This window comes from Phenylobacterium sp. (assembly GCF_030651185.1).
Lineage (GTDB): Bacteria > Pseudomonadota > Alphaproteobacteria > Caulobacterales > Caulobacteraceae > Phenylobacterium.
Genome location: NZ_JAUSCJ010000006.1, coordinates 1 through 14,909, shown reverse-complemented (window position 1 = coordinate 14,909; position 14,909 = coordinate 1). Strand labels below are relative to the sequence as shown.

13 protein-coding genes are annotated in these 14,909 nt (G+C 65.5%); 6 read left to right on the top strand and 7 right to left on the bottom strand.

Going from position 1 to position 14,909, the window contains the following annotated elements:
• Positions 1-2: 2 nt before the first annotated feature.
• Complete coding sequence (locus Q7J39_RS01370; protein ID WP_304819634.1) at positions 3-1,826, top strand: DUF885 family protein; 1,824 nt, start codon at positions 3-5, stop codon at positions 1,824-1,826.
• Between the two features lie 94 nt (positions 1,827-1,920).
• On the opposite strand, the gene Q7J39_RS01365 is transcribed toward Q7J39_RS01370, so the two are convergent.
• Positions 1,921-3,549, bottom strand: a complete 1,629-nt coding sequence (locus Q7J39_RS01365) for an EAL domain-containing protein (protein WP_304819632.1) — start codon at positions 3,547-3,549, stop codon at positions 1,921-1,923.
• A gap of 234 nt (positions 3,550-3,783) precedes the next feature.
• Between Q7J39_RS01365 and Q7J39_RS01360 the strand changes: the two genes are divergently transcribed.
• Complete coding sequence (locus Q7J39_RS01360; RefSeq protein ID WP_304819630.1) at positions 3,784-4,266, top strand: NUDIX hydrolase; 483 nt, start codon at positions 3,784-3,786, stop codon at positions 4,264-4,266.
• On the opposite strand, the gene Q7J39_RS01355 is transcribed toward Q7J39_RS01360, so the two are convergent.
• The gene (locus Q7J39_RS01355) at positions 4,263-5,774 is read right to left on the bottom strand and encodes an ATP-binding protein (protein ID WP_304819628.1); all 1,512 of its coding nucleotides are present in this window, start codon (positions 5,772-5,774) and stop codon (positions 4,263-4,265) included. The genes Q7J39_RS01360 and Q7J39_RS01355 overlap by 4 nt on opposite strands.
• Before the next feature lie 160 nt (positions 5,775-5,934).
• Between Q7J39_RS01355 and Q7J39_RS01350 the strand changes: the two genes are divergently transcribed.
• A complete protein-coding gene (locus Q7J39_RS01350) occupies positions 5,935-7,032 on the top strand; it encodes a phosphatidylinositol-specific phospholipase C1-like protein (RefSeq protein ID WP_304819626.1) in 1,098 nt (365 codons plus the stop codon).
• Here the strand turns inward: Q7J39_RS01350 and Q7J39_RS01345 are convergent, their stop codons facing one another.
• The 4 genes from Q7J39_RS01345 to Q7J39_RS01330 form a co-directional block, all read right to left on the bottom strand.
• The gene (locus Q7J39_RS01345) at positions 7,033-7,434 is read right to left on the bottom strand and encodes a GFA family protein (RefSeq protein ID WP_304819623.1); all 402 of its coding nucleotides are present in this window, start codon (positions 7,432-7,434) and stop codon (positions 7,033-7,035) included.
• 2 nt (positions 7,435-7,436) lie between these two features.
• Positions 7,437-7,688, bottom strand: a complete 252-nt coding sequence (locus Q7J39_RS01340; RefSeq protein WP_304819621.1) for a hypothetical protein — start codon at positions 7,686-7,688, stop codon at positions 7,437-7,439.
• Positions 7,689-7,945: 257 nt separating this feature from the next.
• Positions 7,946-8,707, bottom strand: a complete 762-nt coding sequence (locus tag Q7J39_RS01335; protein ID WP_304819619.1) for a class I SAM-dependent methyltransferase — start codon at positions 8,705-8,707, stop codon at positions 7,946-7,948.
• Between the two features lie 294 nt (positions 8,708-9,001).
• Positions 9,002-10,462: a glycosyltransferase gene (locus Q7J39_RS01330; protein ID WP_304819617.1), complete on the bottom strand. Its 1,461-nt coding sequence runs from the start codon at positions 10,460-10,462 to the stop codon at positions 9,002-9,004.
• A 299-nt stretch (positions 10,463-10,761) separates the two neighbouring features.
• On the opposite strand from Q7J39_RS01330, the gene Q7J39_RS01325 reads away from it, so the two are divergent.
• Both Q7J39_RS01325 and Q7J39_RS01320 read left to right on the top strand, forming a co-directional pair.
• Positions 10,762-11,442 carry a toll/interleukin-1 receptor domain-containing protein gene (locus tag Q7J39_RS01325; RefSeq protein ID WP_304819615.1) on the top strand — a complete coding sequence of 227 codons (681 nt, stop codon included), beginning with the start codon at positions 10,762-10,764 and terminating at the stop codon, positions 11,440-11,442.
• A 188-nt stretch (positions 11,443-11,630) separates the two neighbouring features.
• On the top strand, positions 11,631-12,965 hold the full coding sequence (locus Q7J39_RS01320; RefSeq protein WP_304819613.1) for a hypothetical protein: 1,335 nt from the start codon (positions 11,631-11,633) through the stop codon (positions 12,963-12,965).
• Between the two features lie 110 nt (positions 12,966-13,075).
• Here the strand turns inward: Q7J39_RS01320 and Q7J39_RS01315 are convergent, their stop codons facing one another.
• Positions 13,076-13,807 carry a hypothetical protein gene (locus Q7J39_RS01315; RefSeq protein ID WP_304819611.1) on the bottom strand — a complete coding sequence of 244 codons (732 nt, stop codon included), beginning with the start codon at positions 13,805-13,807 and terminating at the stop codon, positions 13,076-13,078.
• A 230-nt stretch (positions 13,808-14,037) separates the two neighbouring features.
• Here Q7J39_RS01315 and Q7J39_RS01310 point away from each other — a divergent pair, with 230 nt between their 5' ends.
• Positions 14,038-14,451 (top strand): hypothetical protein, encoded by a 414-nt coding sequence (locus Q7J39_RS01310; protein ID WP_304819609.1) that lies wholly within the window; start codon positions 14,038-14,040, stop codon positions 14,449-14,451.
• Positions 14,452-14,909: the final 458 nt, after the last annotated feature.

Here is a 14,909-nt window from a genome sequence, read left to right as displayed (position 1 = left end):
CCATGACCCTTCTCGATCGCCGCAGCTTCCTCGCCACCACCGCCGGCGCAGCCCTGATGACTGCGGCGCCCGCCCTGGCCCAGGGTTCGGAGGACGCCAAGCTCAGGACCCTGCTGGACAAGATCTTCGAAGATCAGGTGGATGACAGCCCGGAGCGGGCCACCGGACTTGGCCTCGACAAGGGCGCGCGGGCGGCGCTGAAGAGCCAGCTCGACGAGCGGTCGGCGCAGGCCCGCGAGGCGCGGCTGGCCAAGGTGAAAACCCGGGTTGCGGCGCTGAACGCCATCGACCGCAAGGCCTTGTCGCCGGCCTCGAAGGTCGACCTCGACGTGGTGCTCTACCAGAACAGTCACGCCGTCTCGAACGGCGAGGCCTACAGGTTCGGCGCGGTGGGCGGCCGGTTTTCGCCCTATGTGATCAGCCAGCAGAACGGCGCCTATCAGGACATCCCCGACTTCCTGGATAACCAGCACCGGGTGGCGACCACCGCAGACGCCGACGCCTGGATCTCGCGCCTGCAGGCCTTCGGCAAGGTGCTGGACCAGGACCTGGAGCGCATGAAGGCCGACGTGGCCGCCGGGGTCGTGCCGCCGGACTTCATCTGCGACCTGACCCTGGCCCAGCTCAGGGCGCTGCGCGATCAGCCGCCGGAGAAGACCGTTCTGGTGGCCTCGCTCGCCGCCAAGGCCAAGGCCGCGGGCCTCACCGCCGACTACGCGACGCCCGCCGCAAGGATCGTCGCCGAGCAGATCTATCCCGCCCTCGACCGCCAGATCGCCGCCGTCCAGGCCAACCGCGCCATCGCCACCTCGGAGGCCGGCGTCGGTCGGCTGAAGAACGCCGAGGCCTACTACGCCGACGCCTGCGAAGCCTCCACGACCACGACCATGACGCCGCAGGAAATCCATCAGCTGGGGCTCGACCAGGTGGCCGACATCACCGCCCGGCTGGACACCATCCTGAAAAGCCAGGGCATGACAAAGGGCACGGTGGCCGAGCGCCTCAACGGCCTGAACAACGATCCCAGCCAGCTCTACGCCAACACCGATGCCGGCCGGGCCGAGCTGATCGCGGCGCTGAATGTGCAGATCGTCGAGGTCTACAAGACCCTGCCGCTGGCCTTCGACACCCTGCCCAAGGCCAAGGTGGAGGTGAAGCGAGTGCCGGCCTTCATCCAGGACGGGGCTTCCAACGGTTACTATCAGAGCGCGGCCCTGGACGGCTCGCGGCCCGCGGCGTTCTTCATCAACCTGAAGGACACCCACGAATGGCCGAAATATAACCTACCGACCCTGGTCTATCACGAGACGGCGCCCGGCCATCACCTGCAGATCGCGCTGGCCCAGGAGAGCACCCGCATCCCGATCATCCGGCGGACGGGCGGCAGCTTCTCGGCCTTCTCCGAGGGCTGGGCGCTCTATGCCGAGCAACTGGCGGCGGAGACCGGCTCCTACAAGGGCGATCCTTTGGGGGAGGCGGGCTTCCTGCAATCCCTGCTGTTCCGCGCCTCACGGCTGGTGATCGACACTGGACTGCATTCCAAGGGCTGGAGCCGCGAGAAGGCGACCGACTACATGGTCGCCGTCACCGGCTATCCGAAGAGCCGCGCCCAGCGGGAGGTGGAACGCTACTGCGTCGCGCCCGGCCAGGCCTGCAGCTACAAGGTCGGCCATACCCGCTGGATGGCGATCCGCGACGGCGCCAAGGCCAAGCTGGGCCCCAAATTCAATCTCAAGGCCTATCACGACGCGGCCCTGCTCTCGGGGTCCATGCCGATGATCGTGCTGGAGCGCCACATGGCGGAGTGGCTGGCGGCGCAGGGATAGTCCCCCGGGCCTTCCAAGTGTCTGCGGGGCCCATCAGCGGCTGGTGGCGGAGATCGCCGCCCGCAGAACGCCTCGGGGCTCGGGCGGCCGGCGCCTAGCCCCAGCTGTCCACCGAGCCGACGCGACGGGCGGCCGGCTTGGGGTTGGGGGTGGCGTTGGCCAGGGTGGCGGTCATCAAGGGCGTGTCCATGGGCGCGCCGTAGAGCCATCCCTGGGCGTAGTCGACGCCGGCGCGGCGGACGGCTTCCTCAGCCTGGGGCGTCTCCACCATCTCGGCCAGGGTGCGGACGCCGAGTTCGCCGCACATGGTCACCAGGTGACGGATGAATGTGGACTCCCGGCCACCGTGCTGCAGCTCGCGGATGTAGCGGCCGTCGATCTTCACGATGTCCAGCGAGAGTTGCTGCAGGTAGGCCAGCGACGCGGCACCCGCGCCGAAGTCGTCCAGGCAGATCAGGATGCCCTGCGCGCGCAGAGCCTGGAGATGACGGTCGGCGAGGGCCAGATCCTCGATGGCGGCGCTTTCGGTCAGTTCGAACAACAGGCGGCCGTTCGCCTTGGGATTGGCGGCCAGCAGGGTGCGGACCGCCTCGACAAAGGCCGGGCTGGTGATGGTGCGGCCGGAGATATTGGCGGCGAGGCTGAGGTTGGGATTCTCCACCAGCTTGGCGATGGTGCGTTCCACCACGGCCAGGTCGAGGGGTTCGATCAGGTCCAGTTCTTCGGCCATGCGGATCATGGGGAAGGGGCTGGCGTTGTCGCCGAAGCGGACCAGGACCTCGTGGTGGTGAACCGCGCAGGACTTCTTCAGGTCCACCACCGGCTGGTAAACAAGGCGGAAGGCGCGGTCGGCGACGGCCTGGCCCAGGGCGCCGACCTCCACCAGGGTGCGGCGCACCGAGCGGCTGACCGCCTCGTTGAGCGACGCCGGGGCTCCGGCGTCGAGGCCGTCCTTGATGAAGTTGTCGAGGGAATAGCGGATGGCGCGCAGCAGTTGGGCCGGGGACGCGTCGCCCTTCAGCGACAGGGTCTTGGCCATGGCCTCGACGCCGTGGGCGGGATCGATGGCCAGCAGGTGCAGCAGGCGCTGGGCCAGGGCCTCGCCGCTCTCGCCTTGATGGCGCACCAGGGCATAGCGATCGCCGCCGAGATCGGCCGCCGCGCCGCCGCCATGAGACTGGGCGCGCAGGGCGCCGGCCAGGCGCAGTTCGATGTCCTTGGCCGCCTCGGGCCCCAGAACTTTGCGCAGGGAGGTGAGGCCGCCCATTTCGATGAAGGCCAGTTCCAGCTCCAGGCCCGTCGCCTTGCTGGTTTCGAACAGGGCCGCCGTGACGGCCTCGAGGCCCGCCTTGTCATGCAGGCCGTGGCTGGCGCCGGGAGCCGCGCGGCTGAAGGTGCAGGAAATCGCGCCGTCGTTGCCGGGCAGGCGGAACACCGACATCGCGGCGGCGCGCTCGACACCGCCGGTTCCGGCCAGGGTGACCACCAGAGGGCCGCCGCGCTTGCCGTCGGTCAGGCCGTCGATCAGGGCCTGGACCATGGCGCAGTCCCGAGTGTCGATGAAGTCGCGCCAGCTGCGTCCCACCAGGGCGGTTTCGCGGGATCCGGACAGGGCTTCGCTTGCCCCGATCGCAAAGGCGATCTGACCGTCCGCGGCGATCTCCAGAAGAAGGTCGGCGTTGGCGAATGCGAAGCCGAGTAATCTGTGTGATGCGACAGCCAAGGCGCTGGTCCCTATGATCAGGGAAAATTCTGGGCCCGCGCGGCTTAACGCCTTGTGAAAACTGCGTTCTTGGCCTGGTTCTAAGCTGCGGCCTTCTGGCGCAGCATTTCGGGGATAGTATTTTGTCTGATACCGGACAGTGGCGGCATATCTCGCGGGGCGTGGTTTCTGAATCAACACCTGCGTGGGCGCGCTGCGCGGCGATCAAGTCCTTTGAGCGGAGCCTGTCGCCTCGTGCGTGAGCGTCTGACGGCCCGGGTTCTGTTGTTCGATCCGCAGGGGCGTCTGCTTCTTGTGCGCGGACGCGCCACGCCGACCGCTGAGCTGAGCTTCTGGTTCACGGTCGGCGGCGGGGTCGAGCCCGGCGAGAGCCTGGAGGCCGGCGCCCTGCGCGAGGTCGCCGAGGAGACCGGGTTCACCGCCGTGGAGTTGGGGCCCATCGTCTGGGAGCGGAGCAGCGTCTTCACCCTGGCCGACAGTGAGACCGTGATCCTGAAGGAGAGCTATTTCATCGCCCGCTGTCCTGGCGGCGACCCCAGCCGCGCGGCCTGGGAGCCGCACGAGGTGGTGCTGATGGACGACATGCGGTGGTGGAGCCCCGAGGAGATCGCCGCCGTGGAGGAGATGATCTATCCGGAACGCCTGCGGGAGCTGCTGCCGGACATCGCCGCGGGCCGGCTGCCCGCGACCCCGCTGGAGATCAGCGTCGAGATCTAGGCCGTGGCGGCCAGCTCGGCGGCGTCCTCGTCGGGGTTGGCGACGGCGGCCATCATGGCCGAGACCAGGCTCTGGACCTGGACCGGCTTGGTGACCAGGCCGGCGAAGCCAAGATCGCGATAGCGGTCGGCGCCGAGGGTCATGGCGTCGGCTGTGACGGCGATCAGCGGGGTCTGGCGGTTCGGGCCAGCCTGGGCGCGCAACGCCTGCAGGACGTCTATGCCGGTCATCTCCGGCATCTGGATGTCCATCAGCACCAGGTCGAAGGTCTCCGTGGTCATCGCCTCCAGGGCCTCGCGGCCGCCGTTTGCGACCCGGATGCGGAAGCCCATGGCGCCCAGCAGCTGTTCCAGGACCAGCAGGTTGGTGGGGTTGTCGTCGGCGCAGAGGATCGAGAGCGCCGGGGCCTCGTCCTCGGTGATCGCCTGGGCGGCCAGATCCTCGGCGGCCGGGGCGGCGGTCTCCTCGAGCGGCAGGCTGACCCGGAAGGTGGAGCCGACTCCCAGCTCGCTCTCCACGGCGACCTCGCCGCCCATCAGGGTGGAGAGTTCACGGCAGATGGCCAGGCCCAGGCCCGCGCCGGCGAACCGGCGCACATCGGAGGCGTCGCCCTGGCTGAACTTCTGGAACAGGTGCGGCAGGTCCTCCGCCGGTATCCCGACACCGGTGTCAGACACGGCGAAGGCAAGACCGCCCGTGGTGCGGTCGCGGCTCACCGTGATGGTGACGGCGCCCTCCTTGGTGAACTTCAGGGCGTTGCCCACCAGGTTGAACAGCACCTGACGGATGCGGCGCGGGTCCAGGGCCACGAAGGGCGGCACCGCGGCGTCGATCTCGACGGCCAGGGTCAGGCCACGCTCGGCGGCGGTGGGGGCCCAGAAGGTCTCCATTTCCGACAGCAGGGCCCGGAGGTCGCAGGGGCTCTTGGCGATCTCCATCTGACCGGCGTCGATCTTAGACAGGTCCAGGATGTCGCCCAGGATCACCATCAGCAGCTCGCCGCTCTTGATCAGGGTGTCGACCTGGCTGCGCTGCAGGCCTGAGAGGTCGGAGCGCTGGAGCAGCTGGGCCATGCCCAGGACGCCGTTCATGGGCGTGCGGATCTCGTGGCTCATGGTGGCCAGGAAGGTGGACTTCGCCAGGCTGGCGCGCCGCGCCTCCTCACGGGCGGCCTCGGCCTCCCCGGCCTGACGCATGGCCTCGTCGCGCGCCTCGGTCAGGGTCGCGATCAGGCGGTTCTTCTCGTCCTGACGCACCAGCAGATCGGTCCGTGCGCGAACCACCGTGCGGCCGACGAGCAGGGCGATGACGACGCCGACACCGGCAAGGCCCAGGGCGAGGCCCGGGTGGCCGACGATGGCGAGCAGGGCGGCGGCGGCGGCGGCAAAGGCCAGGCGAGGCGCTATGGCCAGGCTATGGGCGGCCAGGGTGGCGCGATAGGCGGCGTTGGCATTTTGCCCGGCGACCGGCGCGACCGTATGCGTAACCTGATCCGTGACCGCGTCCATGTCCCCCCCGAGGCCGTCGTCGTGGTAACCAGGGAATTAGCCATGGCACGCCAAGTCTTGAAAAATCCTTCGCAGACCAATGGTTGGATGGAATCGCCGCACCAAGGCGGGGATAGGCGCGGCCGTGTCGCCGACGCGGGACGATGTGGGGAAAACGGCGATGATTGATCTGCTTCTGGCTGCCGGTCTCGCGGTCGCGGCCAACTGCGATCTGGAACGTCCGTCCGGCGCGCCGGGCTGCACGCGCGCCGCCGTCGACGCCCTGCCGATGAACGCCATCCAGGTGGTTGGCACCCACAACAGCTACAAGCAGGCCATCGCGCCGGCCGAGATGGCCCTGTTGCGGATGGCCAAGGCCGATCTGGCCGCCACCCTGGACTACGCCCACACCCCCCTCACCGATCAGCTCAACGCCGACGTCCGGCAGCTTGAGATCGACCTGCTGAACGATCCGGAGGGCGGCCTCTATGCCGACCCCCTGGCGATGCGGATGGCCAAGAACGGGGCGGCCTCGCCCTATGACTTCACGCCCCTGAAGGCGCCGGGGTTCAAGGTGATGCACGTCCAGGACATCGACTATCGCTCCAACTGCCCGACCTTCCTGGGTTGCCTGGCCGAAATCCGCGCCTGGTCGAAGGCGCATCCCGACCATGTGCCGATCCTGGTGATCATGAACCTGAAGGAAGGCGGCATCGGGCTGCCCGGCGCGACGGTCGCGCTTCCCTTCGACCTCAAGGCCATGGACCAGATCGACGCCGACATCCGCTCGGTCTTCCCCGAGAGCGCCCTGATCACGCCCGACAAGGTGCAGGGCAAGGCCGCCACCCTGGCCGCGGCCGTGAAGGCCGGCGGCTGGCCCAGCCTGAAGGCCGCCCGCGGCAAGGTGATGTTCGCCATGGACGAAAGCGGCGCCAAGCCCGCCCTCTATCGGGGAGCCCGCAGGTCGCTGGAAGGGCGGGCGATGTTCATCAACACCGACGAGGGGCCGGCGGCCGGCTACGTGACCCTGAACGAGCCGGAGGCGTTGAAGGCCCGCATCGACGCGGCGCTGGCGGGCGGCCTGATCGTGCGCACGCGGGCCGACGCCGACACCCTGGAAGCCCGCGCCAATGACCGCGCCCGACAGACGGCGGCCTTCGCCTCGGGCGCCCAGTACGTCTCGACGGACTATCTGAAGCCGGACGCGCGGTTTGGCCCCTATGAGGTGCGTCTGCCAGGCGGCGGGACGGCGCGGCTCAATCCGAAGACCGGGAAATAGCTAGGCGGGGCGCGCGCCCAGATGGTGGGGGGCGTCGTCGGCCACCGCGCACCAGTCCACCGCCTGGCCGGTGAAGGCGTGGGAGGCGATCTTCACCCCCAGGTCGCCGTCGACGGTTCCGGCGCGTAGCCGCACCCGGTCGGGCAGGACGGCTGCGAGGCTGAGGATCGGCGAACCGCAGACCTTGCAGAACACCCGCTCCTTGCCCGGCGAGGACTCAAACGCACTCAGCAGGTCCGTGCCAGCGGTGAACCTCAGGTCGGCCTTGGCGATGGGCAGGACGGCGACGAAGGCGGTTCCGGAGGCCTTGCGGCAGGAGCGGCAGTGACAGGCCTGGACGTCGGGCAGGTCCCCGGACACCTCGAACCGGACGCCGCCGCAGAGGCAGGAGCCGGTGTGCATCCTCAGGCGTCCATCGTCCGGGGCCCGGCATGGGCGACGTGGAACTGGCCTCCCACCGACAGCACGATCCAGTCGCCGGGCCGCGCCACCATCCAGCCGTTGGGGGTCGAGACCTGCACCAGGCCGGTCTCGTCGAGGGCGTGACCATCGGCCCCCAGCCAGTAGAGCAGCTTGGTCCAGCTTCGGCCGTCATGGGCCGGCGGCACGCGCAGGGCGGCGCCGTGGTCGAAGGCGGGGGAAGGAGATGGCCTCATCGAAACTCTGTCACTGGGAACGCCAAAACGTGGAGTTGCGGGTGACTCGGTGACCAGGACCTTAACCAGCTTGGCCATGGCGAAATTCGGTGGGTTTCGTGTCAGCCGAGCTTTTCTCAGGAGGTCCCGGGGCCAGGAAGGGTCATCCGGCCAGCTAGCCTCGACCTGCCTGCGTTAGGCGGTCATTCCTGAGAACACTCACACGATCGTACAATCCTGGTTGCTACCCTATCCGAAGGGCTTGAGCGCGAGGCCTTCTAGACCTTGAAGAAGCGCGACATTTCGAAGTTGCTTAGGATGTCCATCGCCTGAACCGGCTTGTTGGCGGCCCAATAAGACTCGAACAGGTCCTCCGTCAGCACCAAATCCTGGTAACGGTCGATGATCTCGAAGTATCGGTTCTCAAGAACGAGTGATCCCGGATCGAGATTGGATATGCCGATGTTGCCGGTTGGGCGCGCATCAACAGGCACGATACGAAGATCCGGTCGAAATTCGCGCAAGATGCTGACAACCTTCCAAACGTCACCGGTCCACCAGCCGGAGATTTCTTTGTCTACACGCCCAGCCGGTTGATGAATTCGCTCCGTCATCTCAATATTGAGAGGCAGGCAATCGTCGAGGAGTATGAGCGAGTTTCGATCGCAGTATTTCTCAATATTGATGAAATCTCGAAGGAGGTATTCGAACTGATGCAGGCCGTCTAGGAACGCAACGTCGACAGATTCTCCAAGTATATGTTTAGGATTGTATCTTGAGAAAAAGGCGTCGCTCGTCATCTGAAAGAGATGGAGGACTGATTTTTGCCCGACTGGATTGCGATCGAACATGAAATGAGGATCAACGCCTATCGTTGGGCACGCAACGCCCGATAGGCATACGCCGGCACGAACGCCGATCTCTACATAGTTCCTGGCGTTCCGTTTTTTGAGTAACTCGTGGATGTAATCCGTATAGGCCATTTCGCCGAGCTGCTTGCGGCTGGGTGTCGACGAGGGGACGATTTTCTCGGCGCTCATGTTACATCCCTATGGTCGTTGGCTGAGGGGCGGAAATCGGGCGGCTGGTACGAGGCGCTGAGGCTAGGCAAGAGCGGCGGACCGAATAGCTAGATGGACCGTTCCAACCGCCCCATGCGAACGTCGGGGGCCGCTCGGAGCGAACAGACGACCTCACCTATCACCGAGTCTTCGTCTCGACGAAGGCCGGGTCGCCTCCCCGATCGGAGACGACTGGAGGATCGATGAGGTCGCCAAGTCGCTCTCCTGCGCCGGGTCCGAAATGCCGGGCGCGGTGGCCCCAAGTCAACCGTTTCAGGCCAGGGCCTGGGCGAGACCCGGCAGCCGGCCGATGACCCCGGCGGTCAGTTCATCGTGCCGGGCCCAGAGCTCTCGATACCAGGCGCTGCGGGCGGCCGCCTGGTGGGCGAACATGCGGTTGTCGCGGACATATTCCCAGGCTTGCCGGGCCATGGCCTGCCGGGCGGGCTCGTCGCGCAGCGCCTCGGCGAGGCGTGGCGCCCAGTCCTTCAGGCGGTGGGCGATCAGGCCGGTGCGCCCATGGGCGATGGTCTCGGCATAGATGGTGGGGGAGGCCAGGGTGACCACGCCACGGGCGGCGGCGTCGAGGAACTTGGCGTCGCTCTTGGTGTCCTCATAGAGCCGCCCCTCCACCGGCGAGAGCGAGACCGCGCAGGTGGCCATCAGGTCGAGATAGGCCTCATAGGACATGTAGTCGTGGAAGCTCTTGTTGGCGGTCGGCAGGGCGTCGAACACCGCGCGGTCGCCCACCACCACATATTCGACCTCGGGAAATTCCTCGGTGACCGCGGTGAGGGAGGCCGCCACGCGCGCGGCGAACTTGCCGCGCGACAGCGCCCCATAGAAGACCCGCCGCGGCGCGGGCGCGGTGGGGAAGGGCGGCAACTCGAAGACCGCGTTGGGGAACACCTTCACCGTCGGATTGTACTTTGAAAACGCCCGAGCCAACCGTTCCGTGGAGGTCTGTATGGCGTGGCAGTAGCCGTAGGTGAGCCACTCGGCCGGCGTCAGCTTGCGCCCGCCGGCGGCGGTCATGAGGGCGGGATGGTCATCGATCTCCAGCACCACCAGCCAGCGGCGCTTGATGCTGTCGGCCGTGGCCGCGCGCCAGGCGTCGACGGAGAGCAGGAGCGGGCGCTGCAGCACCACGATCTTGGCGGCGTCGGGCGCCAGGGCCAGAAACGTGAAGGGCGCCCCCCCATAGCCCAGGATCAGCTCCGGCTCGGTGCGCAGAGCCTGGGCGGGCAGCCGGGTGCGGATGTCCATCAGGCGGGGCGCGAAGGCGACGATCTGAACGGCCACAGGCGCGGCTTCAACCCGGCTTTTCTGAGCCACCAGCAGCAGGTCCCGGTCGGTGACCTGAGGCAGGCTGGCGGGCGACAGACGCGACGCCTGATCGTTGAAGTGGTCGTCCCCGGGGACCAGGAGCTGCAGCTTGGCGATCCGGAAGGCGTCGCCCAGGACCTCCAGGACGGCGGCGACCTGGTCGCCCGACCGGGAGCCGGCCACGAGATAGCCGTCGGGCGCCAGGGCCTCCGCATGGGCCCGCACATCCTGGAGGGTGAGGGCGTCGAGATCGGCGAGGACCAGGCAGTCGGCTTCGGCGGCGGTCACGAACTCAGCCGCCGGATTGCGCGCGACATAGGCGGCTTCGAACGCGGGGGCCTCGGGGCCCACATAGGCCAGCCGCCGGGCGGTCAGGGGCGTGCGGCCGACGAGCCGGGTGGACGACATGAAAAACTCCCCGAGGCGCGACGCGACCGGCCAAGTCTAGAGGCCTTCGGGATGACCGGACAAGCGCCACGCCCCATTCCGACCGGGTCGGGGTTCGAGGCGCCGGCCTCGGAATTCCCGGCGGGCAGAACATGCGCCAGTTTCGGACGCAGGGGCGGAAGGGGTATAGCGAGGGCGGGAACGGAAGCAGGTCATGACCACAGGTCGTTGACGTCAAGACGCACTGCGAACAAGCGCAACCTTGAAAAGTAACGGGCTGATGCGCACGCTGTCTGCGAGTCGCGGGGGAACATCGGGCAATGGCAACTTTTGAAGAGCGCTTCCTAGAGCGCTTGGCTCGACTGGCCGGAGGGCCGGGCATAACGGTGTCGAACAATACGCTGAGAGCCGAACTCGGCTGGAAACCAGAGCGGTACGAAAAGACCCGCAGAGCTGTGCTGAAGACGAAGAACATCAAAGCGGCGCAGGCAGGTCCCGGTGGAGGGGTGTCGCTTATTGCCGCTGTCCCACCTCAAGTACAAAAGTCCATCAAAGTCTTCATTTCATATAGTCATGTAGACGAAAAACTCAAAGATCAACTTCTTAAGCACCTAGGGCCACTTAAGAGATTGGGGATAATAGATGAATGGCATGACAGGAAAATAAAAGCAGGTGATACATGGGGGGAAGAGATATCCGCCAATTTACAATCTGCTGATATCATCATATTGCTTGTTTCTGTTGATTTCATCAATTCAGAATATTGTTACGAGAAGGAATTTGAGGTCGCGCTAAAGCGTCACGATGAGGGCTCGGCGGTGATCGTCCCTGTGATCGGCAGAAGCTGCATGTGGACTGATCTGCCGTTTGGCGCGATCCACGGTTTGCCGAAGGACGCCAAGGCGGTAGCCACTTGGGATGATCAAGACGAAGCACTGACCGACGTCGCACGGGGGATCAGAGATCTGGCGTGCCGTCTGCGCGAATCTCCTGCCTCATAGTTCGCGATGACCCAACGCCCCTCAGGCGCAGCAAGGCAGGGACAGAAGGCTGAAGTTTTCTACGAGGGCCAGGGCGCACCGGCTTGGGAGGCCGCTGGCCGCATGCAGAGGAACGGGCAGCGGACGATCAGCCTTAGCCGGCTTTCACGCATTGCCGCGGAGGAGGCTCTAGCCGTCGAGCGCAAACCGTGACGAACATCCCGAGGACTGAACTCTTCGAAGACGCCTGGAAACGACCGCTCTCAACGATCGCGGCCGAGTTCGGCATCAGCGACACGGCGCTGCGAAAGATCTGCGACCGCCACGATATCCCGACGCCAGGACGAGGGTATTGGGCCAAGGTCACGAGCGGACAGACCCTTCCCAAGCCGAAGCTTCGACCGGCCAAGAGCCCCGAACTCGAAGTGGTCGGCATCTACGGAGCGATCCCACGGTCCGCGGAAATGCAAGCGGCCATCGCCCAAGTCAGGGCTGAGCGCCCGACTGTTGAAAGGCCTGTGCGGCGAAAGACCATGCCGACTGAGTCCTCCGTCGAACCGCTCCCAGCCGACGTGCCAGAAGCCGAGATCCATCCGCTCGCGGTGCGCACCCATGCCAAGCTGGCTGGGGCCGCCGACCGTGATCCAGGGCTCGTCCGCCTTAGCGGTAAGGGCCTTTTTACGGTGACCGCGTCGCCAGCCCAAGCCGATCGGGTCTGCCGTTTGCTGACCCAGCTTCTCACGGCCTGCGAGGCGAAGGGCTGGACGGCGAAGAGCGACGAGAAGGCGATTGCGCTCGTACCAGATGGGGAGCCGATCCACTTCGAAATCACCGAACAGACCGATCGCGTTCGACACCAGGTCACCGAGGCTGAAGCCGAGGTGCTGCGGAAGCACGAAGAGCGAAAACAGCGGGCCGCTCGCCGCGGCGATTGGTTCTCAGACTACGACCGCCCCAAGATTCCGGAGTGGGATAGCGTCCCGAATGGTCAACTCGCCCTGTCCCTTGTGGCCGGCTATCGCCAGGACGGCATGCGCCGCAAATATTCCGATGGGAAAACGCAGCGGCTTGAGGGGTTGATCGATCGGGTCATTGAGGCGCTCGCGATCTATGCGGCGAGCGAAAAGGTCTGGCGCGAGCGTCAGGAACGCGAGCGCCTGGAGGCGATCGAAGTGGAGAAACGCCGGCGCGAATTGGAACGGGTGGTTCAGCTAGAAGAGCACCGCTTGGCGTTCCTCAAACATCAGGTGCAGCGTCATCGTCGCGCGCTGGAGGTCGAAGCCTTTGTCGTCGATACAGAGGCAGCCGGCGCGGCTGAAGGTGTGGTCGCGGAATTTCTCCGGTGGGCGAAGGGCTATGCCGCGGTACTACGCGATGACATTTCGCCCGAAGTACTGCGGCGCAAGCTGGAGCGCCTCAATCTCATGAGTAACGACGCCAAGATTGATAGCTGGCGCGACATCGATCACCCGCTCGATGCGGAGAAATCACAGGGCTACGCATACCGCCGAGACGCGCCTTGGTGGCTCCTGAAGCGGGACTGATGCGAGCGCCCGCTTTGGACTGCCGAATGTCGGCGGAGTAAGTTTCACGCCCTGCCAGCAGGGAAATAGGAAGCTCGTCAGGCGAGCCGCGCTGGAGATCAGCGGCAGAGTCAGGGTTCTATCAGCGGCTTTGTAACGACGTAGCGGATCGAGGTGTTCGTCGCCTTCAACACGCGAAACCGTGCGCCGCGAAAGCCGATCTCATCTCCCTCCGCAAGGTCGTAGGTAAGCTCCTGGGTGAAGGACGGCCTCGCCATATCGTTGATGAACTCACGGTAGGATAGCTTGATTGTCCCCTTTGAGACCCCCGAGTAGATGAATTCTCGCCGGAGGCTGGCCTCCCCGATGTGCTGGACAATTGGGTCGGATGGACCAGTCTTGAGATCCCCATGCTTGCTGATGTCGTGGCCAACGATGTTGTCATAGTACGGCTTTGGCTGCGCGGTGCGATCGGCGGGAACAAAAACTCCGCCCACTTGCGGGATCGTCACGCCAAGCGAGATCGCCTGCATGCCGTCGACAGATTGATAGAATTCACCGCGGCCGTCTTGGCCGACAAACTTGTAAAGGCCCGCGGGCAACAGAAGTGTCACTCCCATGCGGATCTTTGACCGAACCGGCTCGAGCAGCCGTATCGCTGGGGTGGTGACAGCGCGATAGCGGGCCATCTGGATCATAGACGAACCGATTTCTGCTTCCGTCTCCACGCCGACCCCGGGCGATAGCTCTAAGTGGAGTTCATCCTTCACGACCGGATATTCGGCCGCCACTGTGGCAAAGGGTGTGATCGTTAGCAGGATCGTGACACTGCAAATCGCACCAAAAGTCAGCGCCGATCTCATATTTGCCCCCCCGAATTGAGCTTTCATAGCCGACCTGGCCGGTAGTGTCCCAATCGCCAGACCCCCGTAGCGCGGGAACGGTCCAAAACTCTGCTATTGGGTGTTATCGGAAATGGGGCTCATCCTTTTTGGTCCCATGCCTCCCCGGCGCGCCCACAAGAACCTTAAGAAAACTATTTGACAGCAAATAGTGCTATATGCGCAATTCTCCGCAGAAGGAGAAAGCGCGCATGTCCAGGACCATTTCAGTTTCCACGGAAGTCTTCGCCGCCATCTGGGCGCGCCGCCAGTCAGGCCAGGAGACCGAGGACGCGATTCTCCGCGGTGTCTTCGGGTGTGACGAAACGGCGGCCCCTCATTCCGCATCAGCCCTAGTGGCAGGCGGCGGTGTCCATGACGTGCGGAATGACGTCCACTTTCCGGAGGGGTTCGAGATTCTTCGGACCTATAAGCGACGGGAATACTCGGCCAGGGCGACGGCCGGCGTCTGGCTGCGCAGCGACAACAGCCAGTCCTACGCAACGCTCAACCAGCTGAACGCCTCGATCGCGGCCGGTGCCGAAAACGTTTGGAACGGCAATTGGAAGTACCGTGCTCCCAACGGCGAGCTGCGTTCCATCGGCGAACTGCGGCGCCAATCCTGAATTGATTGGGTGGCGAGCCGCTCAAGGCCGCGGCGGCCGGTCAACAGGTCTCTCGCGAGCGCCTGAGCCGCTACCCTGACCAGGTGAAGCCATTCGGGTTCTTGTACGCCTTGCACACTGGTCGAAGGGCGGCCACCAAATCGCAGCACCCCATCGCCCCCTTTGATCGCACGCCGGAGCTTGCCGTTCGCAAGGCTTTTGATCGGGTGACGGGCGAACCGATCGCGGCCGAAGGATTGCAGACCTACGCGGAGGCGTTGGCCGGTTACCACCTGTCACCTGAGAGCAAATTTCGTGGCGGGGAAGCCTTTGACCAGGATCGTGTCCCACCACGTGGTGTAACTGCGGGGCGCTGATCACCGCGCTCTCCGGCTGGGCCGGATCGATCAGGTTGCCATGATAGGCAAGCTGACGGCGGGATCATCGCTCAGCGGCGCGATGGTTTCCAGGGTCATGTA

Coding starts and splice junctions, on each gene's coding strand:
- Q7J39_RS01370 (WP_304819634.1), top strand. CDS start 3: ATGACCCTTCTCGATCGCCGCAGCTTCCTCGCCACCACCGCCGGCGCA.
- Q7J39_RS01355 (WP_304819628.1), bottom strand. CDS start 5,774: ATGGACGCGGTCACGGATCAGGTTACGCATACGGTCGCGCCGGTCGCC.
- Q7J39_RS01350 (WP_304819626.1), top strand. CDS start 5,935: ATGATTGATCTGCTTCTGGCTGCCGGTCTCGCGGTCGCGGCCAACTGC.
- Q7J39_RS01345 (WP_304819623.1), bottom strand. CDS start 7,434: ATGCACACCGGCTCCTGCCTCTGCGGCGGCGTCCGGTTCGAGGTGTCC.
- Q7J39_RS01340 (WP_304819621.1), bottom strand. CDS start 7,688: ATGAGGCCATCTCCTTCCCCCGCCTTCGACCACGGCGCCGCCCTGCGC.
- Q7J39_RS01335 (WP_304819619.1), bottom strand. CDS start 8,707: ATGAGCGCCGAGAAAATCGTCCCCTCGTCGACACCCAGCCGCAAGCAG.
- Q7J39_RS01330 (WP_304819617.1), bottom strand. CDS start 10,462: ATGTCGTCCACCCGGCTCGTCGGCCGCACGCCCCTGACCGCCCGGCGG.
- Q7J39_RS01325 (WP_304819615.1), top strand. CDS start 10,762: ATGGCAACTTTTGAAGAGCGCTTCCTAGAGCGCTTGGCTCGACTGGCC.
- Q7J39_RS01315 (WP_304819611.1), bottom strand. CDS start 13,807: ATGAGATCGGCGCTGACTTTTGGTGCGATTTGCAGTGTCACGATCCTG.
- Q7J39_RS01310 (WP_304819609.1), top strand. CDS start 14,038: ATGTCCAGGACCATTTCAGTTTCCACGGAAGTCTTCGCCGCCATCTGG.